Genomic DNA, 22,976 nt, shown 5'->3' with positions numbered 1-22,976 from the left:
GCCTACGGGCACGGCTGACACGCCGGTGCCTACAGCACGCCCTCCAGCGTGAGCAGTCGCACCTTCCGCTCCAGGCCGCCCGCGTAGCCGGTCAGGGAACCGTCCGCGCCGATCACGCGGTGGCAGGGGCGCAGCACCAGGAGCGGGTTGGCGCCGATGGCGCCGCCGACGGCCCGAACAGCCGCGCGGGAAGCGCCGATACGTGCGGCGATCTCGCCGTACGTGGTCGTCGAGCCGTACGGAACGTCGTCGACGGCGGCCCACACCCGCTCCCGGAACGCGGTGCCGGCGGTGCGCAACGGCAGCCGGAACTCCTTGAGTTCACCGGCGAAGTAGGCGCGGAGCTGTTCCTCCGCCGCGCGGAAGGGCCCGGCGTCGTGCCGCCAGTCGGCCCGGACCTCGCGACCGCCCTTCTGGCCTGGCACGGACAGCGAGGTCAGCGCCCCGGAGGAGTCGGCGGTCAGCAGCAGGGGGCACAGCGGGCTGTCGAGGGTGGTCCAGTAGGTCGTACCGGTGACCGTCGAGTGCGTGTGCGTGTGCGTGGTCATGGGGTGATCTCCAGCTCTTCGGCGGCACGCAGGTGCCGCAGGGCGTACGAGCGCCAGGGGCGCCAGCTTTCAGGGGTGTCCGCGCCGGGCGGGGCCACGTCGGGGTCACCGAGGGCCCGGGTACGGATGGCGGCGGCCACGGCCGGATCCAGGCCGGGCAGGGCGAGCAGTGCCCGGTGCGTGTCGTCGCGGTCGGCCCCCGGGTCCAGCCGCACCGTGCCGTCGGCGAGGGCGGCGGCCAGGGCGCCCAGGGGGCCGTCCGGTTCGGCCTCGGCGAGCACGGCCGGCTCGGGGAAGAGGTGGGTCAGCGTGCCGGTGGGAGCGTCCAGCGCCTTGCCGTAGCGCCGTACCAGCTCCGCGGCGGCCGCCGGTCCCACCAACGCCCGGACCGCCGTCTCCGGCGGGTCCGCCGAGCCCGGCGAGCGCAGGCCGGGCCGGGCGGCGACCAGCGGGGCCAGCCGCGGGTCCGCACCGAGCCGCTCGTCGACGGCGTACGGGTCGGCGTCCAGGTCGAACAGCCGGCGCAGCCGCTGCACGGCCGTGGTCAGATCGCGTGGGTCGGTCAGGTGGAGCCGGGCCTCCAGCCAGCCGCCGGGATGCGCTCCGGACCCGGCCCGTGGCGCGCCGGAGCGCTCGTCCACGGCGGCGGTCCCGGTGCCGTACGGCAGGCGCAGGGTGCGCCGGTAGGTCCGCCGTCCGGGCGTGCCGCCGATCTCCTCGACGCCGGGCACGGCCTCGCGTTCCAGCAGGTCGAAGACGGGGCCGGCCTGGTAGGGGCCCCGGTGGGCGAGCCGCAGCGGGATCCCGGCGGTGGGCGCCGCGGGGCGGCGGCCCCGTGCCCTGCGGGCGGTGGCGCGCAGCTCGCTGGGGGTCGCGGCGTAGACGCACCGCATCGTGTCGTTGAACTGCCGCACGCTGGCGAACCCGGACGCGAACGCGATCTGCGTGACCGGCAGGTCCGTGGTCTGGAGCAGGACGCGCGCGCTGTGCGCCCGCTGGGCACGGGCGAGCGCGACGGGCCCGGCACCCAGCTCGGCGATGAGCTGCCGGCGCACCTGCCGCTCGCTGTAGCCGAGTCGCGCGGCGAGCCCGGCGACGCCCTCCCGGTCGATCACGCCGTCGCCGATCAGCCGCATGGCCCGCCCGACGGCGTCCGCCCGTACGTTCCAGTCGGCGGAGCCGGGCACCGCGTCCGGACGGCAGCGCCGGCAGGCGCGGAAGCCCGCGCCCTGCGCGGCGGCGGCCGTGGGATAGAACCGCACGTGGTGCCGTTTGGGTGTCACGGCCGGGCAGCTGGGACGGCAGTAGATCCCGGTCGTGTCGACGGCGAAGAAGAACTCCCCGTCGAACCGGCCGTCCCGGCTGCGTACGGCCTCGTACCTGGTGTCCTCGTCCATCACGCCGTCCAGTGTCCGCCTCCGCGCGGGGGTGCCGCTGGCGGAAATCGGACACTGCGGCCGACATGACAGGTGACGGATGACGGATGACGGATGGCGGATGAGGGATGACGGATGACGGGTGACGGGTGACGGGCTAGTGCCACCGCCCCCGCTTGGCCTCCATCGCGGCCCGCCCCTCGGCGCCCTTGCGCTTCCAGTCCCGCCGGATCTCCGAGCGCAGCCGCGCGTCGGTCTTGGCGACGATCCACTGGTTCTCGCGCAGGAGCTTGCGGTAGCTCTCCAGCCGCCGCTGGGGCAGCTCACCGGCGTCGACGGCGGCGAGCACCGCGCACCCCGGCTCGCTGTCGTGGGCGCAGTCGTGGAACCGGCACCGTCCGGCCAGCTCCTCGATCTCGGAGAACACCTGTCCGACCCCGCTCTCGGCGTCCCACAGGCCCACTCCGCGCAGTCCCGGGGTGTCGATCAGCACGCCGCCGCCCGGCATCGCGAGCAGGTTGCGGGTGGTGGTCGTGTGCCGGCCCTTGCCGTCGACGTCCCGTGCGGCCTGTACCGTCATCACGTCCTCGCCGAGCAGCGCGTTCGCGAGCGTGGACTTGCCCGCGCCGGACGACCCGAGCAGCACGGACGTGCCCGAGGAGACGACGGCGAGGAGGACGTCGAGCCCGTCGCCGGTCATGGCGCTGACGGGCAGCACCGGCACACCGGGCGCACTAGTCTCCACGTCCTGGACGAGATACCCCAGCCCCGTCGCGTCCGGCACGAGGTCGGCCTTGGTCAGCACGATCAGCGGCTGCGCGCCGGATTCCCAGGCCAGTGCCAGGTAGCGCTCGATGCGGCCGAGGTCGAGTTCGACCGCGAGGGACACCGCGACGATCGCGTGGTCGACGTTGGCGGCGAGGATCTGACCCTCGGACCGCTTGGACGAGGTGGAGCGCACGAAGGCGGTGCGGCGCGGCAGCGTCGTGCGGACGTAGCGCGGGTGGCCGCCGGGCTCGACGGCAACCCAGTCGCCGGTGCACACCACCCGCATCGGGTCGTGCGGGGTGACGAACGCGGTGTCGGCGCGCAGCACACCGCCGGCGGTGACGACGTCGCACTGCCCCCGGTCCACGCGGATCACCCGGCCCGGCAGCAGGCCTTCGGCGGTGTACGGGGTGAAGACCGACTCCCAGCCCTCGTCCCAGCCGTAGGGGGCGAGAGGATGCGGCGAGTCGGAAGAAGGAACGGAGGGAGCGGAAGGAACGGAAGAAGCGGAGGAACGCAAGGGGGAACCCTTCACGAGGGCGGCCCCGACGGCCCGCGACGGTGCGCGCGGGCGTGGCAGGAGGTGTCAGCCGGTGGCCGCGGAGGGGGAGTGGATGGTCCTGTCGTTGCGGGCAGCGCCCATTACCGAGACAGCCATGGGTCACACCTCCTCTTTCTCCGCGAGAACTCAGCGAACTCTGGGAACCGGCAGCGGCGGCCGCCGGCCTCCGCGTAATGCGAGCCTCACGGTAGGGGAGCGCGAGGAAGCGGCGCCACCGGATTTACGCCGGCGCCGCCCGCCGTCACCCGATGCGCTCCCAGCCGCGCCGAGGCGGGGCTCGCGGCTGCGGTGGACGATGCAGGGGCGGGTGAGGCAGCCCAGCGGTGCGGTGAGCATGTGGACCAGCCGGGTGAAGGGCCAGGCCGCGAAGAGCAACAGGGCGCTGAGGGCGTGGAGTTGGAACGGCAACGGCACGCCGCTCATCAGTTCCGGGCGCGGTTGCAGGGCGAAGACGGACCGGAACCAGGGGGAGTTGGTCTGCCGGAGGACGAAGACGGCGGGGGCGAGGGCGAGGTAGGGCAGCACCACCCACAGCAGGATGCCGCCCGTGTCGGCCAGGGCCACCGTGGTGAGGGGTTGCGCGAGGTCTCCGGCGGTGAAGAGCCGGGTGAGGTAGCCGACGAGGGCAGCGCGAACGGCGCGGCCCGGCACCCGCGCACCCGCGCACCCGAGGATTCCACCGACCGGAGCGCCGCCCCTCGAAACGTCGGGTCCTGAGGCGTCGGGCGGAACCCCGCCGAAGATGTGGGCCAACAGGCCCTAACGGCGGGCCGGGTGCGCGGCGACCATGGAAGGGTGTCCGACAACGATGGCTTTCGCTCGATGGACCGGCAGGAGTGCCTGCGCCTGATGGCCGAGGTACCGGTGGGCCGTGTCGTCTACACGCGGCAGGCACTGCCCGCGGTGCTGCCCGTCAACTTCGCCCTGGCGGCGGACGCATCCGTCCTGCTGCGTACCTCCGCGGGCTCCGGCCTCGTCCGTGCCGTGGACGGTGTCGTGGTCGCCTTCGAGGCGGACGCGTTCGACGCGCAGAGCCGGTCGGGCTGGAGCGTGGTCGTCACCGGCCGGGCCACCGTGGTGACCGATCCGGTCGAGCACGAGCGTCTCCTGCGGACCGGGCCGCGCTCCTGGATGCCGATCGAGGAGGACGTCTTCGTCCGCATCGAGGCCACGATGGTCACCGGACGGGAGCTCACGGATCTGCGCGTCGCCAATTGAGCGGCCGAGCGTCAGCGGTTGAGGGTATGGAGGGGCCGGGGCGGACGTTCGGTCCGCCGCCCGGCCCCTCGTCGTGTGCGTTCAGCCCGTCCGGCCCGTGGGGCCCGCCGGTGTTTCGTCCGTGCCCGCCGGTGTTTCATCCGTGGGGGTCAGCCGGGTGGCGGCGCGCGGGGTGCGGCCGCCCTCCGGGCCGTAGCCGAAGCGGATCAGCAGGTGGGGGCGGCACCGAAGCCTCGGGGCGGCCATCGTCGCCCGCAGGTCGGGCCACTCCATCGCCTGGTGCAGCATCGAGGTGCGCACTCCGAACCGGGTGGCCACCAGCAGGGCCCGCTCCATGGCCTGCCCCGCGCGCAGCCAGTCCTCCCGCCGGTCGTGCGGGGTCCACAACAGGGCCACCTGCGCGTGCCGTTCGAAACGCAGGGCGGGCGGTCGCAGCCCGGGCAGCGGGCCGGTGAAGTCCCGCATCGGCATCCGCCCCGCCGTGTCCCGCGGGCCGAGCGAGGTGAGCGGAATGCCGTGCGGGAGGCGCATGTCCGGCGCGTTGACCCAGGCCCTGGTCTCGGCGGTGCGGGCCGGGTCGGCGGCGTTGCGCGCCTCGGCCTGCGCGGTCAGGCTCAGCAGGCGCCGGGTGCCGGCGAAGTCGGGGACCTCCAGGTGCGCCCCCTCGATCCGCGCCGCCTTGACCATCTCCAGCACGATGTGCTCCGGCACCGGCCGCCCGGTGAAGGGCATCCGGCTGGTGTGCCTGCGCGCGACCGCGTCGTACAGGCCCGCGTACGAGGGCTGTGCGTCCGGGGCCGCCACGAACAGCCGGACGGTCGCCAGCAGGCCGGGGTCGCGCGGGTCGGGCAGGAGCGTCACGAGCGGGTCCCAGCCGAGGTGTGCCGCGGCGACGCGGAGGTTGAAGACGGCCGCGCCCACGGAGAGGTGCTGGGCACGCTGCCGCGGATCGGTCAGCGGCAGGGACCGCGAGTCGGCGCGGACGTGGATGGACCGGGTGTCGGCGTCCATGCCGAACCGCCAGGGCTGGGTGTTGTGGATCGACGGAGCCGCCACGGCCGAGTACAGCAGGCTCTCCAGGGTGGTCGCGTCGACTGCCGGTGTCCGCATGACGGCTCCTCCATGGGCTCCCTTGACGCTTGCCCGTCCACCTTCCTTCGCCGCCCGGCCGGGGCGGAAGGGCTCAGCGGGCCCTCGACAGGGCCGCAGGTCCCGACCGGACCGCGGCCGCCCGGCCGGGGCCGGACGGCCCTGGTGCCGCGGCGGCCCGTGTGGTGTCATGAAAGTGACGGGAAGGACCGCAAGACGCGGGGAAGCGGCGGAGAAGCCGTGCACCGCGCAATCAGGATCCGCGAGAAGTGGATTGTCCTTCCCGTCCGATCATGTCCGGCCGAAGCCCGGACCCCGCCCCGCTCACCGGTCCGCGGGAGTGATGCGGCGTCCCGTCAGACGGGCGGGGCGGATACGCACCCAGAGGGTCCGCGGCCCGCCCGCCCAGGGGTCGGAGTGGACCCGCTGCTCCAGCCGGCGCACCGCTTCGGCGTCCGTGACCGCTTCGGCGCGGCCGACCGCCAGCACGCTCCAGCCCTGGCTCATCGTCTCGTCGACCTGGTCCACCTCGAAGGCCACCTCGTGGCCGACGGCCGCGGCGGGGACCGCGTCGGGCTCGGTGCGGAAGACGAGCGAGTCGTCCACCACGTCGTAGTTGACCGGGAGGACGGCGGGCCCGTCCGGGCCGGTCAGCGCGATACGCCCCACTCCGTGCGTCGACAGCAGCGCCCGGCACTCGTCCGGACCGAGGTCGGTCAGCCGGGGGTGGAGCAGCGCCTGTCCCTGCCCGGGCGGCACGTCCTGGTCGCCGCCGCTCAGCGTGATCAGTGTGGTGTCCAGCGCGTCGGCCAGCCGTACGACGGTCCCCATCCCCGGCGCCGACGGGCGCTGCTCGAGATAGGCGAGGTACTGCGGGGACATCCGGGCCCGGCCCGCCGTCTCCTCCAGGCTCAGTCCCCGCTTCCTGCGGGCGGCCGCCAGACGCCTGCCGAAGTCCCCCGGCCGGCCCGGCCCGGCGCGGGAGGGTTCCGCGGGGGCCTGTCCGCCGGCCGTGGTCTCCTCGTCCTCCCCCGGGTGCCGGACATGCGCGTCCGGCCCTGGGAACACCAGCGTGATCTCGCCGGTGTCGGACCAGCGCACGTCGTACGGCGGGGTGCCGTCCTCGTGGTGCAGGCCGACGATCTCACCGTCACGCCGGACGTCGCCGGTGACCGGGCTTTCGACGACCAGTCGGTCGCCCAGCTGAGCGTGCATGGCCATCCCTCCCTGAAGGGGGTCCGCCCTCCAGGATCGCCCGACCCCGCCGCCCGCACCAACGGGCCCGAGGTCCCTCGCAAAAGGGACGAACGGCGCCGTCCTCGTACACGAGGGGCCCAAGCCCGCCCGGGTGTGCCACCGCCACCCTGGAGAGTGCGGGCCCGCGCGTGAACCGCGGACCGGCGCACGCGAACCGGTCGGGCGGACCGAAGGGAGAGACGTCATGCGACACCGTACGGTGGAGGACCTCATGACCCGCGGAGTCGTCCGGGTCCGCCGGGACACCCCGTTCAAGCAGGTCGCCAAGGTGCTGGCCGACAACGAGGTGACGGCCGTGCCCGTGGTCGACGAGTCGGACCGTCCCGTGGGGGTGGTCTCCGAGGCGGACCTGCTGCGCACGGTGGCCGTGCGCCCGGACCCGGCCGGCCTGCTGCCCGGAACGCGGGCGGAGGGCGCCGGGCACGGTGGCTCCGCCGCCGGCACCGCCGAGGACCTGATGACGGCACCGGCGGTGTGCGCGCGCCCCGAGTGGACCGTCGTGGAGGCCGCGCGCCTGATGGACGCGCACCGGGTCAAGCGGCTGCCCGTGGTCGACGAGGGCGGCACCCTCGTGGGCATCGTCAGCCGCGGCGACCTGCTGCGGGTCTTCCTCCGGCGCGACGAGGCCATCTTCGAGGAGATCACCCAAGAAGTGCTCGCGCGGACCCTCGGGCTCACCCCGGCGGACGTGACGGTCGCGGTGTCCGACGGCCGGGTCTCGCTGAAGGGGACCGTGCGGACCAGGAGCCTCGTCGCGGTGATCGAGCGGCTGTGCGGCGGGGTCGACGGCGTGGTGTCGGTGAGCACCGACATCATCTACCGGTCCGACGACACCGGCGGAAACACCGGCCACGCATGAGGCACCGGCGCCGATGGACGAAGGCCGGGAGGTCCCGGTCAGGAGGTCCCGCGCAGCCGGTCCTTGGCCTGGGTGGCGATGACGGCGGCCTGGATGCGCCGCTCCACGCCGAGCTTGGCGAGCAGACGGGAGATGTGGTTCTTCACCGTCTTCTCGGCCAGGTAGAGGCGCTGGCCGATCTGGCGGTTGGTCAGTCCCTCGCCGATCAGGGCCAGGATCTCCCGTTCCCGGTCGGTGAGGCCGGGCAGCGTGTCCGGCTCCTCCTCCGGCTGCTGTCCGCCCCGCAGCCGGGCCATCAGCTTCGTGGTGGCGCTGGGGTCGAGCAGTGACTGGCCGCTCGCCACCGTGCGCACCGCCGAGACCAGGTCCGAGCCCCGAATCTGCTTCAGCACATAGCCGGAGGCACCCGCCATGATCGAGTCCAGCAGCGCCTCCTCGTCGTCGAACGAGGTCAGCATCAGGCAGGCCAGTTCCGGCAGACGGGAGCGCAGGTCGCGGCAGACGGTCACGCCGTCGCCGTCCGGCAGCCGGACGTCGAGCACCGCGACGTCCGGTCGCAGGGCGGGGACACGCACCAGTGCCTGATCGGCGGTGGCGGCCTCGCCGACCACCGTGATGTCCGGTTCGTCGTTCAGCAGGTCGTGCACCCCTCGCCGTACCACCTCGTGGTCGTCGAGGAGGAAGACCCGGATCGGGGTGTCGGGTCCGGCCTGCTCACGGTCCGCCATCGGTCGCTCCTTGTGATGTGTCGGCTTACCTCAAGGATCCTTCCCCGAAGCGCGTGCGCGGACCAGGGCCGGTCGGCCCTGGTCCGCGCACACCCGGGATGGGATCCTGCCGGCCGCCCCGCGCGCCGGACGGCGACGCCGGGGTCAGCCGTCCCAGGACCAGTCCGCCACCTCGGGCAGGTCCACGCCGTGCTCCCGGATCCAGGCGTGGTGGCGCAGCCGGGTGTCCTCCATCCGCTGGCGGACGGCCGCGGCGCGCACCGCGAGGCCGGGGACGCGGTCGATGACGTCCATGACCAGGCGGTAGCGGTCCAGGTCGTTGCTCACCACCATGTCGAACGGCGTGGTCGTGGTGCCGATCTCCTTGTAGCCGCGCACGTGCAGGTGGGGGTGGCCCGCCCGGCGGTAGGCGAGTCGGTGGATCAGCCACGGGTAGCCGTGGTAGGCGAAGATCACCGGCTTGTCCCGGGTGAACAGCCCGTCGTACTCGAAGTCGGTCATCCCGTGCGGGTGCTCCCCGCTGGGCAGCAGCCGGGCGATGTCCACGACGTTGACCACGCGCACGGCCAGGTCGGGCAGGTGCCGGCGCAGCAGCTGGGCGGCGGCCAGCACCTCCTGGGTCGGCACGTCGCCCGCGCAGGCCAGCACCACGTCCGGTTCGCGGTTGCCGTCCTCGGTGCCGGCCCACTCCCAGATGCCGGCGCCGCGCGCGCAGTGCACCGTGGCCTGCTCCATGGAGAGCCAGTCGAAGCAGGGCTGCTTGCCGGCGACGATCACGTTGACGTAGTCGCGGCTGCGCAGCGCGTGGTCGGCCACGGAGAGCAGGGTGTTGGCGTCCGGCGGGAAGTAGACCCGGACCGCTTCGGGGCTCTTGTTCAGGATGTGGTCGACGAAGCCGGGGTCCTGGTGGGAGAAGCCGTTGTGGTCCTGGCGCCACACGTGCGAGGTCAGCAGGTAGTTGAACGAGGCGATGGGGGCCCGCCAGGGCAGCCGGCGGGTGGTGCGCAGCCATTTGATGTGCTGGTTGACCATCGAGTCGACGATGTGCACGAAGGCCTCGTAGCAGGAGAACAGTCCGTGCCGGCCGGTGAGGAGGTAGCCCTCCAGCCAGCCCTGGCAGGTGTGTTCGGACAGGATCTCCATGACCCGGCCGTGCGGGTCGAGGTGCTCGTCCACCGGCAGGGTCAGTGCCTGCCAGGCCTTGCCGCTGGCGCCGTAGACGGCCTGGAGGCGGTTGGAGGCCGTCTCGTCCGGGCCGACGAGCCGGAAGTCTCGCCGGTCGGTGGTGGCGGCCATGACGTCCTCGAGCAGGTCGCCGAGGACACGGGTGGGCTCGTGGAGGGTCGCGCCGGGCTTGTCGACCTCGACGGCGTACTTCTCCAGCGGGGGCAGGGGCAGTTCGCGCAGCAGGAGCCCACCGTTGGCGTGCGGGGTGGCGCCGAGCCGGCGGGTGCCGTGCGGGACGCAGGAGAGCACGGCGGGGCGCGGGGTGCCGTGCTCGTCGAACAGTTCCTCGGGGCGGTACGAGCGCAGCCACCGCTCCAGCTGCCGCAGGTGCTCGGGATTGTCCCGGACTCCGGCCAGCGGGACCTGGTGGGAGCGCCAGGTGCCCTCCACGGGCAGCCCGTCGACCTCGGCGGGTCCGGTCCAGCCCTTGGGGGTGCGCAGCACGATCATGGGCCAGCGGGGCCGTTCCGTGGCACCGTCGGTGCGGGCGGCGCGCTGGAAGGCGGCGATACGGTCGAGCGCGGTGTCCATGGCCGCGGCCATGGCGCGGTGCACGGCGGCCGGGTCGTCGCCGGTGACGTGGATCGGGTCGTGGCCGTAGCCCCTGAGCAGTTCGTCGAGTTCCGCCTCGGGGAGGCGGGCCAGGACGGTCGGGTTGGCGATCTTGTAGCCGTTGAGGTGGAGGATCGGCAGGACCGCTCCGTCGTGGACCGGGTCGAGGAACTTGTTGGAGTGCCAGGACGCGGCCAGCGGGCCGGTCTCCGCCTCGCCGTCGCCGATCACGCAGGCGACGACCAGGTCCGGGTTGTCGAGCGCGGCGCCGTAGGCGTGGGAGAGGGAGTAGCCGAGTTCGCCGCCCTCGTGGATGGAACCCGGTGTCTCGGGGGCGACGTGGCTGGGCACCCCGCCGGGGAAGGAGAACTGCTTGAACAGCCGCGCCATGCCGGACGTGTCCCGGGTGATGTCCGGATAGGTCTCGGTGTACGAGCCCTCCAGCCAGGAGTTGGCGAGCACGGCGGGCCCGCCGTGGCCCGGACCCCAGATGCACACGGCGTTCAGGTCACGGGCCTTGATGACGCGGTTGAGGTGGGTGTGGACCAGGTTGAGGCCGGGCGAGGTGCCCCAGTGGCCGAGCAGGCGCGGCTTGATGTGTTCCGGGCGCAGCGGTTCGGCCAGCAGCGGGTTGCCCATGAGGTAGATCTGGCCGACGGAGAGGTAGTTCGCGGCGCGCCAGTGGGCGTCCAGCGTCGCGAGCTCCTCCTCCGTGAGCCCGGCGGCTGCCTGCTGCGTCTCGACGGACATCGGGTTTCCTTCCGGGGCGGGACAGCGGTCGGGGGTACCGCGTGCCGGTGGCACACGCTCCCACCCTCCATGTCCCGCCCGGGTACCCGACAGGGCCGTTCGGGTCACTCCTCGGAGCGGGCCGCCGGAACGCCGGAACGCCCCGCCGCCGGGCCGCTCACGGTCCTGGGATCAGGCCGTCGCGCAGCTGTGGCCGTTGAGCGTGAAGTCGTACGGCGTGGAGTTGTGGCCGTGCCAGGTGCCGAGGAAGCCGAAGGACAGGGTGCCGTTCGCGGGGACGGACTTGTTGTACTCGGCGGCGGTGGCGGTGACGCGGGAGCCGTTCTGGGCCACGGTCGCGTCCCACATCTGACCGACCTGCTGCCCGTCGGGGAAGGACCAGGCGACGCGCCAGGTGTCCAGGGAGCGGGCGGTGGTGACCGTGACCTTGGCCTGGAAACCGTCGGTCCACTGGTACGTCAGGTCGTAGTCGACCCGGCAGGCCCCCGTCCCGCCGCTCCCCGGCCCACCGCTCCCCTGCCCGCCCGTCGCCGGGTCGCCCGCCCCTGGCCCGTCCGTCGCGGGATCGGGCGAGTCGCCCCCGTCGGCGGTGGCCGAGGCGGTTCCCTGCGGCTCCGGGTCGGGGTTCTCACGGCCGGACCGGGTCGCCGCGCCGCTCGCGGACGATTCGTGGGCCGCGGACACCGAGGCCGCGACGGACGCGGACGGCAGGGGGTCGGCGGCGGGCGGGGCGGCGACCGGGTCGTCGGCCTGGCGGCCGTCGGCGACCGGCTGACGGCCGGCCTCACCGTGCGCGGCGTCGTTCGCGGAGCCGTCGAACGGCATCATCGACACGGCCAGCGCCAGCCCGGACAGGGCGACCGCCGCGGCGAGCAGGCCGCCGCGCACGACCCGCGCCCGAGCGGCGCCCTCCTGCGGCTCCCCGCCGGTGCCGGCCGCCGCGGAGCGGTGGGCGCCGAGGCGCACCTCGGCAGCCCGGCGGCGGCGCTCCAGATAGGCCAGGCCGCCCCAGCCGATGACGCCGCCGGCCAGCGCGGCGGGCAGTCCGCCGCCGTGCGGCCGCAGGCAGGCGGCGGCCTGGGCGCACCCCTCGCAGGTGGCGAGGTGCCGGGAGAGGTCCTCGGGGGTCTCGGCGGCGGACGCGGGACGGGTGACCGCGTCCAGCAGCCCCGCGTAGCCGCGGCACTCCGCGTCCATCGGGGTGTCGAGGTGGTTGCGGCGGCAACGGTCCCGGAACAGGGCCCGCACCTGGTCGAGTTCCTCGGACACGAGCGCGGGGTCGAGGCCCAGCCGGCGGGCCACCACGGTCGACGGCAGCGCCTCCACCTCGGCCAGCCACAGCAGCGCGGCGTCCGGTTCCTGGAGGTCCCGCAGGGTGCGCAGGGCGAGCGGGCGGTGCGGCGGCGGGCCGCTCCAGCGGGCGGCCTTGTCGGAGTTGAGCCACAGCCGCAGGTCCGGGGCGAGCCGGTCGCCGAGCCCGCCGGCCTCCCAGGACGCGGCGGTGACGCGCACGGCGGCCAGCGTCAGCGGGATCGCGGGCAGCCGGGGCGTACGGCGGCCCCGGGACGCACCGGCCTCGGCGGCCCGTACCTCGCGCACGCCCGCCGCGAAGGCCTCCGCGGCCAGTTGCCCGGCCGCGCCGGAGCCGGCCGTGCACAGGTCGGCGTAGGAGAGCACGGCGTCCCAGCACTCGGCAAGCAGCGCGGCCTCGGTCGCGTCCTGGGGGCTCGGCAGGTCGGGCATGGGTCTCCTGCATCCACGGGCGAGGTCAACTCTCTGCGCTCAGGGAGAAGTTGGGGGGAACCTCGCGGCAGAGCACGAGCTTTTCACGCCTTTGACACAACTGACAAGCCACGTATGCAATTGTCGTGACGGATCCCGTGGTCCTCAACTCCGCTCCGTAGTACGGACCGAAGCCCCCATTCGACTCACGGGACCCGAAAACGCACCGCGGAGGACTACCGCGCCGCCGCCTCGGTCTCCTGGGGCGTCTCCTCCGCCGCCGACAGGCTGTCCATGAAGGAGCTGACCGAGAAGACCGCGTTCCCGGGGCCGGCCGGGCCGTAGCCGGGGGGCGAGGAGAGGCCGAAGTCGTCCATCGTGGCGCGGTAGGCCTCAAGCAGCCGGATGTGGTACTCCAGCGGCGCGCCCTGCGGGTTGGCCTTGCCCAGCGGGGTGGTGGGCTCCGGGCACCAGGTGGTGAAGCGGGGCGTGATGCCGTGCGACATGAAGAAGCGCAGGCCCTCGGTGGTGGACGCGATGGCCTCGTCGACGGTGGTGAAGCCGAAGGGCTCGGCCATCTCCACGCCCGCCACGAAGTTGGGGATCACATTGCGCGCGCCGAACACCTCGGCGGAGTCCAGGATCCGGCGGTGCCACTCGTCGCGGCCGACGTAGCGCTCCTTGCCCGGGCAGTACAGCTCGAACAGACGTCGGTCCCACACCTCGAAGTTGGGGTGGTAGATCTGCACGCCGTAGTCCTTGAACCGCTGCACGTCCGGCTTCGGCAGCGCCTGCGCGACGACCTTGCCGATCCAGCGGCCCGGGAAGCGCTCCTCGATGGCCTTGGCGTAGTGGCCGTAGAAGTCGGCCTCGTCGCGGCCCGCCACCTTGGAGGTGACGGCGCCCCCGGTGAGGGTGTAGGCGGTGGACGCCTTCTGGGTGTCGTACCGGTCGATGATCTCCAGCGCCTCCAGGACCTCCTCGACGTCCTTGACGCCGGTGTAGGGCCGGCCGGCCGCCTTGTGCTGGCGCCAGTTGTGGTTGATGTCGCAGTACTGGCACTCCTCCTTGGCGCCGAAGTACTGGCAGACGCGGAAGACGGTGAGGTAGATCAGGTAGCCCCACTGGATGGTCGGGGCGACCTCCATCACGGACTTCCCGTTGGACAGCTTGTGCCGGTAGTACTCGGGCATGGGCGGCACACCGACGTCGGCGATCCGCTTCCCGTCGAGGTAGAGGCCGAGCAGCCCCTCGTCGTCGGCGGCCACACGGTACGGCGAGGCGGGATTCACCCGTACGGAGACGACGGTCCGCCGCAGGTCGTACGGTCCGCCGGTGAGGATGATCTCCTCCGGCGGCCGCCGCAGCGCGGCCTCCCCCAGCTCGGGCAGGGTGCCGTGGTCGAAGGAGAAGATGAAGTACGACTTCGGCTTGACCTCGCCGCTCTCGTTGTCACTCAGCGCGGAGGGGTCGAAGGCCACACCGCCCCGGAGCAGGTCCTCCTTGAAGACGGCCTCCCGCGGCACGTGCGGGAAGCGCTCCATCAGATCCTCGACCAGCTCGGTACGGCTGTCCATGCCGTTGACTCCTCCCGACTCGCGTGTACGACTTCTCACGGTATGCCTACGCTCGCGCGCGGGTCGTGCCGGGTCCCCCGCACGGGCGCCGTGAACCACTGCCCGGCGGCCGTCGGGTAGGTTCCCTCCGGTGGCCTGGTGGGCCGTGGCGTGAGGGGGAGGAACAGCGGGATGACCGGGACGACCGTGACCAACTGGGCGGGGAACATCACCTACAGCGCCGCGGAGGTGGACCGGCCGGGCTCGCTCGACGCCGTGCGGGAGCTGGTCGCCCGCAGTGCGCGGGTGCGGGTGCTGGGCAGCGGGCACTCCTTCAACGAGATCGCCGACCCGGGCACCGGGGGCACCCTGCTCTCCCTGGAGGCGATGCCCGCCGAGGCCGACGTCGACACGGCGGCCCGCACGGTCCGGGTGGCCGGCGGTCTGCGCTACGCGGAACTCGCCCGCCGGGTGCACGCGCACGGCCTCGCCCTGCCCAACATGGCCTCCCTGCCGCACATCTCGGTGGCCGGCTCGGTGGCGACCGGCACCCACGGCTCCGGCGTCGGCAACGGACCGCTGGCCGCGCCCGTGCGGGAGGTGGAGATCGTCACCGCGGACGGCTCGACGGTCGTCATCGGCCGGGGCGACCCGCGGTTCGGCGGAGCCGTCACCTCCCTCGGCGCGCTCGGCGTGGTCACCGCGCTCACCCTGGACCTGGAGCCCGCCTACGAGGTCGAACAGCACCTGTTCACCGAACTCCCCCTGGAGGGGCTGGACTACGAGACGGTGGCGGCCGCCGCGTACAGCGTCAGCCTGTTCACCGACTGGCGCGACCCGGGCTTCCGCCAGGTATGGCTCAAGCGGCGCACCGACCAGCCGCTGCCCGCCTTCCCCTGGGCGGTACCGGCCAAGGTCGCGCTGCACCCGGTGCCGGGCATGCCGGCGGAGAACTGCACGCAGCAGTTCGGCGTGCCCGGCCCCTGGCACGAGCGACTCCCGCACTTTCGGGCCGAGTTCACCCCGAGCAGCGGCGCCGAGTTGCAGTCTGAGTACCTGCTGCCGCGCCGGTACGCCCTCGACGTCCTGCACGCGATCGACGAGATCCGGGAGACGGTCGCCCCGGTGCTCCAGACCTGCGAGATCCGCACCGTCGCCGCCGACGAGCAGTGGCTGAGCCCCTCCTACGGCCGGGACACCGTCGCCGCGCACTTCACCTGGATCGAGGACACGGCCGCCGTACTGCCGGTCGTGCGCCGACTGGAGGAGGCTCTGACGGACCTCGACCCCCGCCCGCACTGGGGCAAGGTGTTCACCACACCGTCGGCCGCACTGCGCGACCGGTACCCGCGCATGGACGACTTCCGCGTCCTGGCACGGGAGTTGGACCCGGCAGGGACGTTCACGAACGCCTTCCTCGCGGACCTCCTGACCCCGTGACCCGCACCTCCGCCCACACCACCTTGTAGGCACGGCCCGCCCGCGGCTCCACGCCCCATCGTTCGGACACCGCCGCGACCAGCAGAAGCCCGCGCCCGCCCTCGCCATCCGGCTCCCGCGGCACCGGGAGCCGTTCGGTCCGCGCGTCGGCCACCTCCACGCGGACGACCGCGCCCTCCCACAGCAGCCGGACGCGGAAGTCCCGCCCGGGGGCGCGGCTGTGCCGGACGGCGTCGGCGGCGAGTTGGGCGACGACCAGGGTCACGCTCTCGCCCGCCTCGCTCCCGTACGGGAACCCCCAGGCGTCCATCCGATGCGCCACGAGCCGCCGCGCGAGCCGGGCACCTCGCGGCGTGCAGCCGTGCGCGACTACGAACACCGCCGGCGCTCAGCTCGCCCTCTCCCCCACCGCCTGGTCGGAGTTCACAGGGTTCGCCGCGTATGAGTGACCGCTTCGACGCACCCGGTCGGTGGAGTCGGTCCACCCCCGACACGCAGCCTCTCGCACATCACCATGATCACTAAATGATCTTTTAATGGCGTCTAATGATATTTGTCGCTTTTTAGCCCGCCAGATGTACTGCCGCGCGCCTGCGTGCGGCTGGTGCCTCGCTGTGAGGAGAAGGGGTTCGACCCGTAGATGAATGCTTGTCAGCGTCAAAGTGGACGGTATTCAGGCCGAGGTGTGGGTGCGGTGTCCGTGGGGTGCGCGGTGCTCACCGGAATGGCGCTGCTGGCCGTGACGGCCCCGCCGGTGGCCGCGGCTACGGCGCGGGTGCGGGCGGCGCCCACACCAGTGACACAGACGTTCACCTTCACCGGCGCCCCGCAGACCTACACGGTGCCGGCAGGGGCGGTCGTGACGATCACCGCGGACGGCGCGGGGGGCGCCGACAACACTGGCACCGTCTGCGGCTTCACCGGGACCGGGGGCACCGCGGGACGTGTCATCACCACACTGCCGGCAACCACCGCCCCGACGACCTTCACCGTCAATGTCGGCGGCACCGGCGGCAAAGGGTGCAACGGAACCGGCGCCGGCGGATACAACGGCGGCGCCCCAGGCGGCACCTCGAGCCAACCCACCGGCCAATTCCGGAGAGGCTCCGGGGGAGGCGGGGCGTCCAGTGTCGGCACCGGCGCCGGCCTCCTTGTCGTCGCCGGAGGCGGCGGCTCCGGCGGCGGCACCCCCTTCGCCGGCACCACCGCCGGGGGAAGCGGGGGCAACGGCGGCACGCCGGATGCCACCGCAGGCACCACCGGAGCATTCGGTGTTGATGGTTCGCCGGGATCCGGCGGGCAGGGCGGCAGCACCACCACCACGACCGGCGGCACCGACGGTGCGCCGGGCACCGCCACTGCAGGCTGCACGCCCGCCGCGGGCAACCCGGGAATCAGCTTCACGGGCAGCACGGTCGGCACCGGAGGCACCGGAGGCACCAACACCGGAGGCAACTGCGTGGCCGCCGGGGCCGGAGGAGGCGGAGGCGGAGGGTACTTCGCCGGTGGCGGAGGAGGCGCCTCCGCCCCTGGAACCAGTGGTTTTGGCCGGGCGGGCGGTGGCGGTGGCGGAGGAGGCAGCAGCTTCGCCACCCCGACGGGCACGGGCACGAGCTATGCGCTGTCCACGATCGGCACGGCGAACAACAACGGCCAACTCGTCATCTCCTACACCCTCAAACCCGCCCTGACCATCACCAAGCGCCACACCGGAAAACTCACCCGGGGCAAGCAGGGCGTCTACACCCTCACCGTCCGCAACGCCGGGCCCGGCCCGGCGGACGGCACCACCGTCACGGTCCACGACACCCTTCCGCGAGGGCTGCACGCTCGCGGCATCAGCGGTCCCGGATGGAAGTGCGACCGGAAAACCCTGACCTGCACACGCGGCAACCCGTTGCCCGCCGGGAGCTCCTACCCGTCCATCACCCTCAAGGTCGAGGTCTCCCGCAACGCCCCCCACCACGTCACCAACCGTGCCACCGTCAGCGGCGGCGGCGACCCCACCACGCGCACCGCCACCGACCGCACCTCCGTCGGGCACCAGTACCACCACACGCACCGCCACAAGAGGCACCAGTCGCGCAAGTGATCGATCGCGGATCGGGTAAGGGCCCCTGCCGCACTTACCCGATCCGCTTTTCTCCCCCCCACAGTCTTGTCAGGGACATGCATCGCTTCTATAGTCCGGTTCTAAACGATGGGAGCGCTCCCACAGAAGCGCGAACGGGAGCACTCCTCCTCCCCACGACGTCGCCCCTCGAAGAGGCCCCCCTATGCGACTGCTGCCCCATCGGCTCGACCCCGCGCGCGGCTTACTGTGCGCGCTGCTCACCGCTCTCGCCCTGGTCGCCGCCTTCCTGGCGGCTGCTCCGGCGGCGCGCGCCGACACACAGATCTGCGACGCCTTCGGAACGACCACGATCCAGGGCCGCTACGTCGTCCAGAACAACCGCTGGGGCACCGACGCCACCCAGTGCATCACCGTCACGGACTCCGGCTTCCGGATCAACCGGGCCGACGGCTCGGCGGCCACCAACGGCGCTCCGAAGTCGTACCCGTCCGTCTACAACGGCTGCCACTACACCAACTGCTCGCCGGGCACGGCGCTCCCGGCCCGGCTGGACACCATCTCCAGCGCGCCCACCAGCATCTCGTACGGCTATGTCAGCGACGCGGTCTACGACGCCGCCTACGACATCTGGCTGGACCCGACGGCCCGCAAGGACGGCGTGAACCGGACCGAGATCATGGTCTGGTTCAACAAGGTCGGGCCGATCCAGCCGGTGGGTTCGCAGACCGGCACGGCCACGGTCGCCGGCCGGTCCTGGCAGGTGTGGTCCGGCAGCAACGGCTCCAACAACGTGCTGTCCTTCGTCGCCCCCTCGGCGATCACCAGCTGGAACTTCGACGTGATGGACTTCGTCCAGCAGGCGGTCTCCCGTCAACTGGCGTCGAGCAACTGGTACCTGACGAGCGTGCAGGCGGGCTTCGAGCCCTGGCAGAACGGCACCGGGCTCGCGGTGACGTCGTTCTCCTCCGAGATCCGCACGGGTGGCAATGGCGGCGGAGGCAACGGTGGCGGCGGGGGCGGCAACCCCGGTGGCCAGACCGCCTGTTCGGTGACGTACGCCACGAACGTCTGGCCGGGCGGGTTCACCGCCGACGTCACCGTCCGCAACACCGGTTCGACGGCGGTGAACGGCTGGCAGCTCGGCTTCACCCTGCCCTCCGGGCAGCGCGTCACCAGCGCCTGGAACGCCACGGTGAACCCGGCCTCGGGTGTCGTCACGGCGTCCGCCCTGTCGCACAACGCGCAGCTGGCGCCGGGCGGCAGCCAGACGTTCGGCTTCCAGGGCACCTACAGCGGCACGTTCGCCGCACCGAACGCCTTCACCCTCAACGGAACTGCCTGCAACACCGCCTGAGACGCACCACCACCCCCACAAGGAAGGACGGACCGAACGTGGCTCGACGCAGCAGACTCTTATCGGTGGCGGCGGCCTTCGCCACCCTCCTCGCGGCACTGGGCCTGACCCTTCTCGGTCAGGGCCGCGCCGAGGCGCACGGCGTGGCGATGATGCCCGGTTCGCGCACCTATCTGTGTTACGTGGACGCCCGCACGGCGACCGGCAGTCTCGATCCGACGAACCCCGCGTGCCGGGACGCCATGAACAAGAGCGGTGCCACGCCGCTGTACAACTGGTTCGCGGTGCTCGACTCCAACGCCGGTGGCCGGAACCAGGGTTACGTCCCGGACGGCACCCTGTGCAGCGCGGGCGACCGCTCACCGTACGACTTCTCCGCCTACAACGCCGCCCGCGCCGACTGGCCCAGGACCCATCTGACCTCCGGGTCCACGATGGAGCTCCAGTACAGCAACTGGGCCGCCCACCCGGGTGACTTCCGCGTCTACCTGACCAAACCCTCCTGGTCGCCCACGTCCCAGCTGCGCTGGGCCGACCTGGACCTGATCCAGACCGTCAGCAACCCGCCGCAGGTGGGGTCGCCCGGCACCGACGGCGGGCACTACTACTGGAACCTCCCGCTGCCCTCCGGCCGTTCGGGCAACGCGCTGCTCTTCATCCAGTGGGTGCGCTCCGACAGCCAGGAGAACTTCTTCTCCTGCTCGGACATCGCCTTCGACGGCGGCCACGGCGAGGTGACGGGCATCCGGAACTCCGGCTCGTCCACCCCGACCCCGACGCCGACGCCCACCCCGACGCCGACGCCCTCCGGTCCGCAGACCGGCTCCTGCATGGCCGTGTACAACGTGGAGAACTCCTGGAGCGGCGGCTTCCAGGGTGCCGTGCAAGTGATGAACCACGGCACGGCACCGCTGAACGGCTGGACGGTGACGTGGAAGCCCGGCACCGGTACCAAGATCAGTAGCGCCTGGAACGGCAACCTGACCACCGCCGGAGACGGCACGATCACGGTCAAGAACGCCGACTACAACCGGACCGTACCCCCTGACGGCAGTGTCTTCTTCGGATTCACCGCCACGTCCACGGGCAACAACTTCCCGGTCGGTTCGGTCAGCTGCACCGCGAGCTGACACCCACACCGTCCCTCACCCGGGCGCGCCGGTTCATCCCGCCGGCGCGCCCTCTCCTGTGCGGCGGGGAACTCCGCTCGCGCTTCCCTCCTGGGCGCTGAGCGCCTGCACCTCCGCGTACGAGGGAGCGGCGCCCCGTGGAGTGCGCCCGTCCGCGACGGCGGCCATCGCCTCCACGGCGGCGCCCAGCGCCACCCGGTACAGCAGGGAGCCGAGGCTGATCCGGCGTACGCCGAGGTCGGCGAGGTGGGGGACGGTGGGGCAGGCCGGGGAGTAGAGGATGTTGAGGGGTGCGTCGAGCTGCTCCACGAGGGCGGCGATCGCCTCGGGTTCGGTCAGCCCGGGGACGAACACCCCGTCGGCTCCCGCCTGTTGGTAGAGGTCGAGCCGGCGCAGTGTCCGTGTGACGTCTCCGTCGCCCAGCCAGTACGTGTCCGTGCGCGCGTTGACGAACAGGCCGGGGGCGGCGGACTTCACCGCGGTGATCTTCGCGGCGTGCCGGCCGGGCGGCCCGAGCCCGTCCTCCAGGTTGATGCCGCGGGCCCCCGCCTCCCACAGCCGCCGGGCGAACTCGGCCACCTCGTCCGGGTCTTCGCTGAGCCCGCCCTCCGCATCGACGGTGAGCAGGAAGGGCTGCGAGCCGAGGAGGAGGGCGAGGCGGAGGGTGAGCTCGCGGGTCGCGGCGGCGCCGTCGGGCAGTCCGGCGGAGGCGGCGACGCCGAGGCTGGTGGTGCCGATGGACGGGAATCCGCGGGCGGCGAGCAACAGGGCGGAGGCCCGGTCCCAGGCGTTCGGCAGCAGCAGCGGCTCGTCGGCCCGGTGGAGGTCGGCGAAGGCAGTCATGACAGGTCTCCGACGGCGTCCGCGTAGTACGTGGATCCGGCGAGGTGGCGGGCGAGTTCGCGGAAGCTCCAGCCCTCGCCCGGCGAGTGGTCGAGCTGCTCGTCGGTGAGCGCGTCCAGGCGGTTGGCCCAGATCCGGGCCAGTCGGGTCAGACGGCTGCGCGTCTCGTCGAGATCCTCGGGGGTGAAGGGGGCGCGGTCGGACTCGGTCGTGATCGCGGAGGCGTGCCAGTGGTCGGGCCGGGGCTCTTCTCCGGCCAGCCGCGCCTCCATTTCGGCCAAGTGGTCGATCATGTGGTCGGCGACGCGGCGGATCGCCTTGTGCGGGGTGTACACACGGCCGTCGACGCGGGCGGGCGTGCCGTCCCAGGCGGTCCAGGTGGCGGCCAGTTCGAGTACGTGGTCGACCATGGAGGTGACGGCTGCGGCGGGTGTCTCGTGGACGGTCTCGCTCATGCGGCCCACGCTAGGGGCCGGTTGTTTCGGTACCGGCCGAACCGTTCCAGTCAGCCCGCCCGCTCCCCCGCGCCGCGCTCCACGCAGAACTCGTTCCCCTCCGGGTCGGCGAGCACCGCCCAGCCCGTGCCGTCCGGGTTGCGGCGGTCGGCGACCAGCGTCGCGCCGAGGCCCAGCAGCCGCTCCACCTCCTCGTCGCGGGTGCGGTCCTGCGGCTGGAGGTCCAGGTGTACGCGGTTCTTGACCGTCTTGGCGTCCGGCACCGTGACGAAGAGCAGGCCGGCGCCCTCGATCAACGCCTCGTCGTCACCCGGCTCGTCGTCCTCGTGCACCGGAAGGTCCAGGACCTTGGACCAGAAGGTGCCCAGGGCGTGGGCGTCGGCGCAGTCGATCGTGACGTGACGTATGGCGGAGGTCATACGGGGATGATGTCAGGGCGTCCGGGGCCGTGCAGGGGAATTCCGCGGGGCCCGATCGGCTAGCGTCGTGCCATGGACAGCGTCATCCCCAGTGTCACCTCCCCCGCCCTCGCCGACGCGCTCGACGGCGGGACGGTCGTGCTCGACGGCGGTATGTCCAACCAGCTGGAGTCGGCCGGGTACGACCTGAGTGACGAGCTGTGGTCGGCGCGGCTGCTGGCCGAGCGGCCGGAGGCGGTCACTCAGGCGCACCTGGCGTACTTCGAGGCGGGGGCGAGCGTGGCGATCACCGCGAGCTACCAGGCCACCTTCGAAGGGTTCGCGCGGCGGGGGATCGGACGGGAACGGGCCGCCGGACTCATGCGGCTGAGCGTGGAGTCGGCGCGGGAGGCGGCGCGGCGGGCGCGCGCGCTCGGGGTGGTACGGCCGTTGTGGGTGGCCGCGTCGGCGGGGCCGTACGGGGCGATGCTCGCCGACGGCTCCGAGTACCGGGGCCGGTACGGGCTCACCGTCGACGAGCTGGAGCGTTTCCACCGGCCCCGCCTGGAGGTGCTGGCCGCCGCCCGGCCCGACGTGCTGGCACTGGAGACGGTGCCCGACACGGAGGAGGCGCGGGCGCTGCTGCGGGCGGTGCGCGGGCTGGGGGTGCCGGCCTGGCTCTCGTACACCGTCGCCGGTGACCGCACGCGCGCCGGGCAGCCGCTGGAGGAGGCGTTCGCCCTGGCCGCCGACGCGGACGAGGTGATCGCGGTCGGCGTGAACTGCTGCGCGCCCGGCGACGCGGCGGCCGCGGCGCGGACGGCCGCCCGGGTCACCGGCAAGCCGGTCGTGGTCTACCCCAACAGCGGCGAGTCCTGGGACGCCGCGTCCCGCTCCTGGACCGGCCGCTCCACCTTCACCCCGGCCCAGGTGGACCGCTGGCGCGCCGCCGGCGCCCGCCTGATCGGCGGTTGCTGCCGAGTGGGCCCGGAGGCGGTCGCGGAGATCGCCCGCGCGCTGTCGCCCCGGTAGCGGCCCCACGGCACCCTCACGGGACCGGCGGCCACCAG

Annotated in this window: 21 protein-coding genes; 7 read left to right on the top strand and 14 right to left on the bottom strand. The window is 72.9% G+C overall.

The features are described from left to right. Window positions 1-29: 29 nt before the first annotated feature. The 4 genes from ACIQMV_RS10000 to ACIQMV_RS09985 form a co-directional block, all read right to left on the bottom strand. Window positions 30-548 carry a methylated-DNA--[protein]-cysteine S-methyltransferase gene (locus tag ACIQMV_RS10000; protein WP_402592259.1) on the bottom strand — a complete coding sequence of 173 codons (519 nt, stop codon included), beginning with the start codon at window positions 546-548 and terminating at the stop codon, window positions 30-32. After that, window positions 545-1,945 (bottom strand): AlkA N-terminal domain-containing protein, encoded by a 1,401-nt coding sequence (locus ACIQMV_RS09995; protein ID WP_402592458.1) that lies wholly within the window; start codon window positions 1,943-1,945, stop codon window positions 545-547. Before ACIQMV_RS09995 ends, ACIQMV_RS10000 begins: the two co-directional genes overlap by 4 nt. 136 nt (window positions 1,946-2,081) lie before the next feature. After that, window positions 2,082-3,212 carry a ribosome small subunit-dependent GTPase A gene (gene rsgA / locus ACIQMV_RS09990; RefSeq protein ID WP_402592258.1) on the bottom strand — a complete coding sequence of 377 codons (1,131 nt, stop codon included), beginning with the start codon at window positions 3,210-3,212 and terminating at the stop codon, window positions 2,082-2,084. A gap of 168 nt (window positions 3,213-3,380) precedes the next feature. Beyond that, on the bottom strand, window positions 3,381-3,905 hold the full coding sequence (locus ACIQMV_RS09985; protein ID WP_402592257.1) for a respiratory nitrate reductase subunit gamma: 525 nt from the start codon (window positions 3,903-3,905) through the stop codon (window positions 3,381-3,383). A 144-nt stretch (window positions 3,906-4,049) separates the two neighbouring features. Here ACIQMV_RS09985 and ACIQMV_RS09980 point away from each other — a divergent pair, with 144 nt between their 5' ends. Beyond that, on the top strand, window positions 4,050-4,472 hold the full coding sequence (locus ACIQMV_RS09980; protein ID WP_402592256.1) for a pyridoxamine 5'-phosphate oxidase family protein: 423 nt from the start codon (window positions 4,050-4,052) through the stop codon (window positions 4,470-4,472). A gap of 81 nt (window positions 4,473-4,553) precedes the next feature. On the opposite strand, the gene ACIQMV_RS09975 is transcribed toward ACIQMV_RS09980, so the two are convergent. Together ACIQMV_RS09975 and ACIQMV_RS09970 are read right to left on the bottom strand one after the other, a co-directional pair. Then, window positions 4,554-5,582, bottom strand: coding sequence for an Acg family FMN-binding oxidoreductase (locus ACIQMV_RS09975; RefSeq protein WP_402592255.1), 1,029 nt, complete (start codon window positions 5,580-5,582; stop codon window positions 4,554-4,556). 303 nt (window positions 5,583-5,885) lie between these two features. Continuing rightward, window positions 5,886-6,776, bottom strand: coding sequence for a pyridoxamine 5'-phosphate oxidase family protein (locus ACIQMV_RS09970; RefSeq protein ID WP_141357075.1), 891 nt, complete (start codon window positions 6,774-6,776; stop codon window positions 5,886-5,888). A 226-nt stretch (window positions 6,777-7,002) separates the two neighbouring features. On the opposite strand from ACIQMV_RS09970, the gene ACIQMV_RS09965 reads away from it, so the two are divergent. Next, complete coding sequence (locus tag ACIQMV_RS09965; protein ID WP_402592254.1) at window positions 7,003-7,677, top strand: CBS domain-containing protein; 675 nt, start codon at window positions 7,003-7,005, stop codon at window positions 7,675-7,677. A gap of 38 nt (window positions 7,678-7,715) precedes the next feature. Here ACIQMV_RS09965 and ACIQMV_RS09960 read toward each other — a convergent pair whose 3' ends face one another. From ACIQMV_RS09960 to ACIQMV_RS09945, 4 genes are all read right to left on the bottom strand, one after another. After that, a complete protein-coding gene (locus tag ACIQMV_RS09960) occupies window positions 7,716-8,405 on the bottom strand; it encodes a response regulator (RefSeq protein WP_402592253.1) in 690 nt (229 codons plus the stop codon). Between the two features lie 144 nt (window positions 8,406-8,549). After that, a complete protein-coding gene (locus tag ACIQMV_RS09955) occupies window positions 8,550-10,934 on the bottom strand; it encodes a phosphoketolase (RefSeq protein ID WP_141357081.1) in 2,385 nt (794 codons plus the stop codon). 171 nt (window positions 10,935-11,105) lie between these two features. Next, the gene (locus ACIQMV_RS09950) at window positions 11,106-12,677 is read right to left on the bottom strand and encodes a cellulose binding domain-containing protein (protein WP_402592252.1); all 1,572 of its coding nucleotides are present in this window, start codon (window positions 12,675-12,677) and stop codon (window positions 11,106-11,108) included. 215 nt (window positions 12,678-12,892) lie between these two features. Beyond that, complete coding sequence (locus ACIQMV_RS09945; protein WP_402592251.1) at window positions 12,893-14,233, bottom strand: radical SAM protein; 1,341 nt, start codon at window positions 14,231-14,233, stop codon at window positions 12,893-12,895. Between the two features lie 171 nt (window positions 14,234-14,404). Between ACIQMV_RS09945 and ACIQMV_RS09940 the strand changes: the two genes are divergently transcribed. Beyond that, on the top strand, window positions 14,405-15,652 hold the full coding sequence (locus tag ACIQMV_RS09940; RefSeq protein WP_402592250.1) for an FAD-binding protein: 1,248 nt from the start codon (window positions 14,405-14,407) through the stop codon (window positions 15,650-15,652). Here the strand turns inward: ACIQMV_RS09940 and ACIQMV_RS09935 are convergent. Beyond that, complete coding sequence (locus tag ACIQMV_RS09935; protein WP_402592249.1) at window positions 15,615-15,962, bottom strand: ATP-binding protein; 348 nt, start codon at window positions 15,960-15,962, stop codon at window positions 15,615-15,617. The genes ACIQMV_RS09940 and ACIQMV_RS09935 overlap by 38 nt on opposite strands. A 384-nt stretch (window positions 15,963-16,346) precedes the next feature. Here ACIQMV_RS09935 and ACIQMV_RS09930 point away from each other — a divergent pair, with 384 nt between their 5' ends. From ACIQMV_RS09930 to ACIQMV_RS09920, 3 genes are all read left to right on the top strand, one after another. Continuing rightward, on the top strand, window positions 16,347-17,744 hold the full coding sequence (locus ACIQMV_RS09930) for a hypothetical protein (protein ID WP_402592248.1): 1,398 nt from the start codon (window positions 16,347-16,349) through the stop codon (window positions 17,742-17,744). 184 nt (window positions 17,745-17,928) lie between these two features. Continuing rightward, entirely contained in the window at window positions 17,929-19,080 is a 1,152-nt protein-coding gene (locus tag ACIQMV_RS09925; protein ID WP_402592247.1) for a cellulose binding domain-containing protein, read from the top strand. Window positions 19,081-19,118: 38 nt separating this feature from the next. After that, window positions 19,119-20,210 carry a lytic polysaccharide monooxygenase gene (locus ACIQMV_RS09920; RefSeq protein ID WP_402592246.1) on the top strand — a complete coding sequence of 364 codons (1,092 nt, stop codon included), beginning with the start codon at window positions 19,119-19,121 and terminating at the stop codon, window positions 20,208-20,210. A gap of 33 nt (window positions 20,211-20,243) precedes the next feature. Here ACIQMV_RS09920 and ACIQMV_RS09915 read toward each other — a convergent pair whose 3' ends face one another. The 3 genes from ACIQMV_RS09915 to ACIQMV_RS09905 are packed head-to-tail and all read right to left on the bottom strand — an operon-like array spanning window position 20,244 to window position 21,927. Then, window positions 20,244-21,053, bottom strand: coding sequence for an isocitrate lyase/phosphoenolpyruvate mutase family protein (locus ACIQMV_RS09915; protein ID WP_402592245.1), 810 nt, complete (start codon window positions 21,051-21,053; stop codon window positions 20,244-20,246). Beyond that, on the bottom strand, window positions 21,050-21,508 hold the full coding sequence (locus tag ACIQMV_RS09910; RefSeq protein WP_402592244.1) for a hypothetical protein: 459 nt from the start codon (window positions 21,506-21,508) through the stop codon (window positions 21,050-21,052). The genes ACIQMV_RS09915 and ACIQMV_RS09910 overlap by 4 nt, the downstream gene beginning before the upstream one ends. A gap of 50 nt (window positions 21,509-21,558) precedes the next feature. Continuing rightward, window positions 21,559-21,927, bottom strand: coding sequence for a VOC family protein (locus tag ACIQMV_RS09905; RefSeq protein ID WP_141357106.1), 369 nt, complete (start codon window positions 21,925-21,927; stop codon window positions 21,559-21,561). Window positions 21,928-21,999: 72 nt separating this feature from the next. On the opposite strand from ACIQMV_RS09905, the gene mmuM reads away from it, so the two are divergent. Then, window positions 22,000-22,938, top strand: a complete 939-nt coding sequence (gene mmuM / locus ACIQMV_RS09900; protein ID WP_402592243.1) for a homocysteine S-methyltransferase — start codon at window positions 22,000-22,002, stop codon at window positions 22,936-22,938. The last annotated feature ends 38 nt before the right edge of the window (window positions 22,939-22,976 follow it).

The sequence above is a fragment of the Streptomyces sp. NPDC091412 genome (assembly GCF_044756885.1).
Taxonomy (GTDB): domain Bacteria; phylum Actinomycetota; class Actinomycetes; order Streptomycetales; family Streptomycetaceae; genus Streptomyces.
Note: the sequence above shows the minus strand (reverse complement) of the source record. Positions and strands in the feature narration are given on the sequence as shown.

Bases quoted from the DNA above. Each gene is read 5' to 3' on its own strand.
- ACIQMV_RS10000 (WP_402592259.1), bottom strand. From the start codon at position 548: ATGACCACGCACACGCACACGCACTCGACGGTCACCGGTACGACCTAC.
- ACIQMV_RS09995 (WP_402592458.1), bottom strand. From the start codon at position 1,945: ATGGACGAGGACACCAGGTACGAGGCCGTACGCAGCCGGGACGGCCGG.
- ACIQMV_RS09975 (WP_402592255.1), bottom strand. From the start codon at position 5,582: ATGCGGACACCGGCAGTCGACGCGACCACCCTGGAGAGCCTGCTGTAC.
- ACIQMV_RS09970 (WP_141357075.1), bottom strand. From the start codon at position 6,776: ATGCACGCTCAGCTGGGCGACCGACTGGTCGTCGAAAGCCCGGTCACC.
- ACIQMV_RS09965 (WP_402592254.1), top strand. From the start codon at position 7,003: ATGCGACACCGTACGGTGGAGGACCTCATGACCCGCGGAGTCGTCCGG.
- ACIQMV_RS09960 (WP_402592253.1), bottom strand. From the start codon at position 8,405: ATGGCGGACCGTGAGCAGGCCGGACCCGACACCCCGATCCGGGTCTTC.
- ACIQMV_RS09955 (WP_141357081.1), bottom strand. From the start codon at position 10,934: ATGTCCGTCGAGACGCAGCAGGCAGCCGCCGGGCTCACGGAGGAGGAG.
- ACIQMV_RS09950 (WP_402592252.1), bottom strand. From the start codon at position 12,677: ATGCCCGACCTGCCGAGCCCCCAGGACGCGACCGAGGCCGCGCTGCTT.
- ACIQMV_RS09945 (WP_402592251.1), bottom strand. From the start codon at position 14,233: ATGGACAGCCGTACCGAGCTGGTCGAGGATCTGATGGAGCGCTTCCCG.
- ACIQMV_RS09940 (WP_402592250.1), top strand. From the start codon at position 14,405: ATGACCGGGACGACCGTGACCAACTGGGCGGGGAACATCACCTACAGC.
- ACIQMV_RS09935 (WP_402592249.1), bottom strand. From the start codon at position 15,962: ATGGACGCCTGGGGGTTCCCGTACGGGAGCGAGGCGGGCGAGAGCGTG.
- ACIQMV_RS09925 (WP_402592247.1), top strand. From the start codon at position 17,929: ATGCGACTGCTGCCCCATCGGCTCGACCCCGCGCGCGGCTTACTGTGC.
- ACIQMV_RS09915 (WP_402592245.1), bottom strand. From the start codon at position 21,053: ATGACTGCCTTCGCCGACCTCCACCGGGCCGACGAGCCGCTGCTGCTG.
- ACIQMV_RS09910 (WP_402592244.1), bottom strand. From the start codon at position 21,508: ATGAGCGAGACCGTCCACGAGACACCCGCCGCAGCCGTCACCTCCATG.
- ACIQMV_RS09905 (WP_141357106.1), bottom strand. From the start codon at position 21,927: ATGACCTCCGCCATACGTCACGTCACGATCGACTGCGCCGACGCCCAC.
- mmuM (WP_402592243.1), top strand. From the start codon at position 22,000: ATGGACAGCGTCATCCCCAGTGTCACCTCCCCCGCCCTCGCCGACGCG.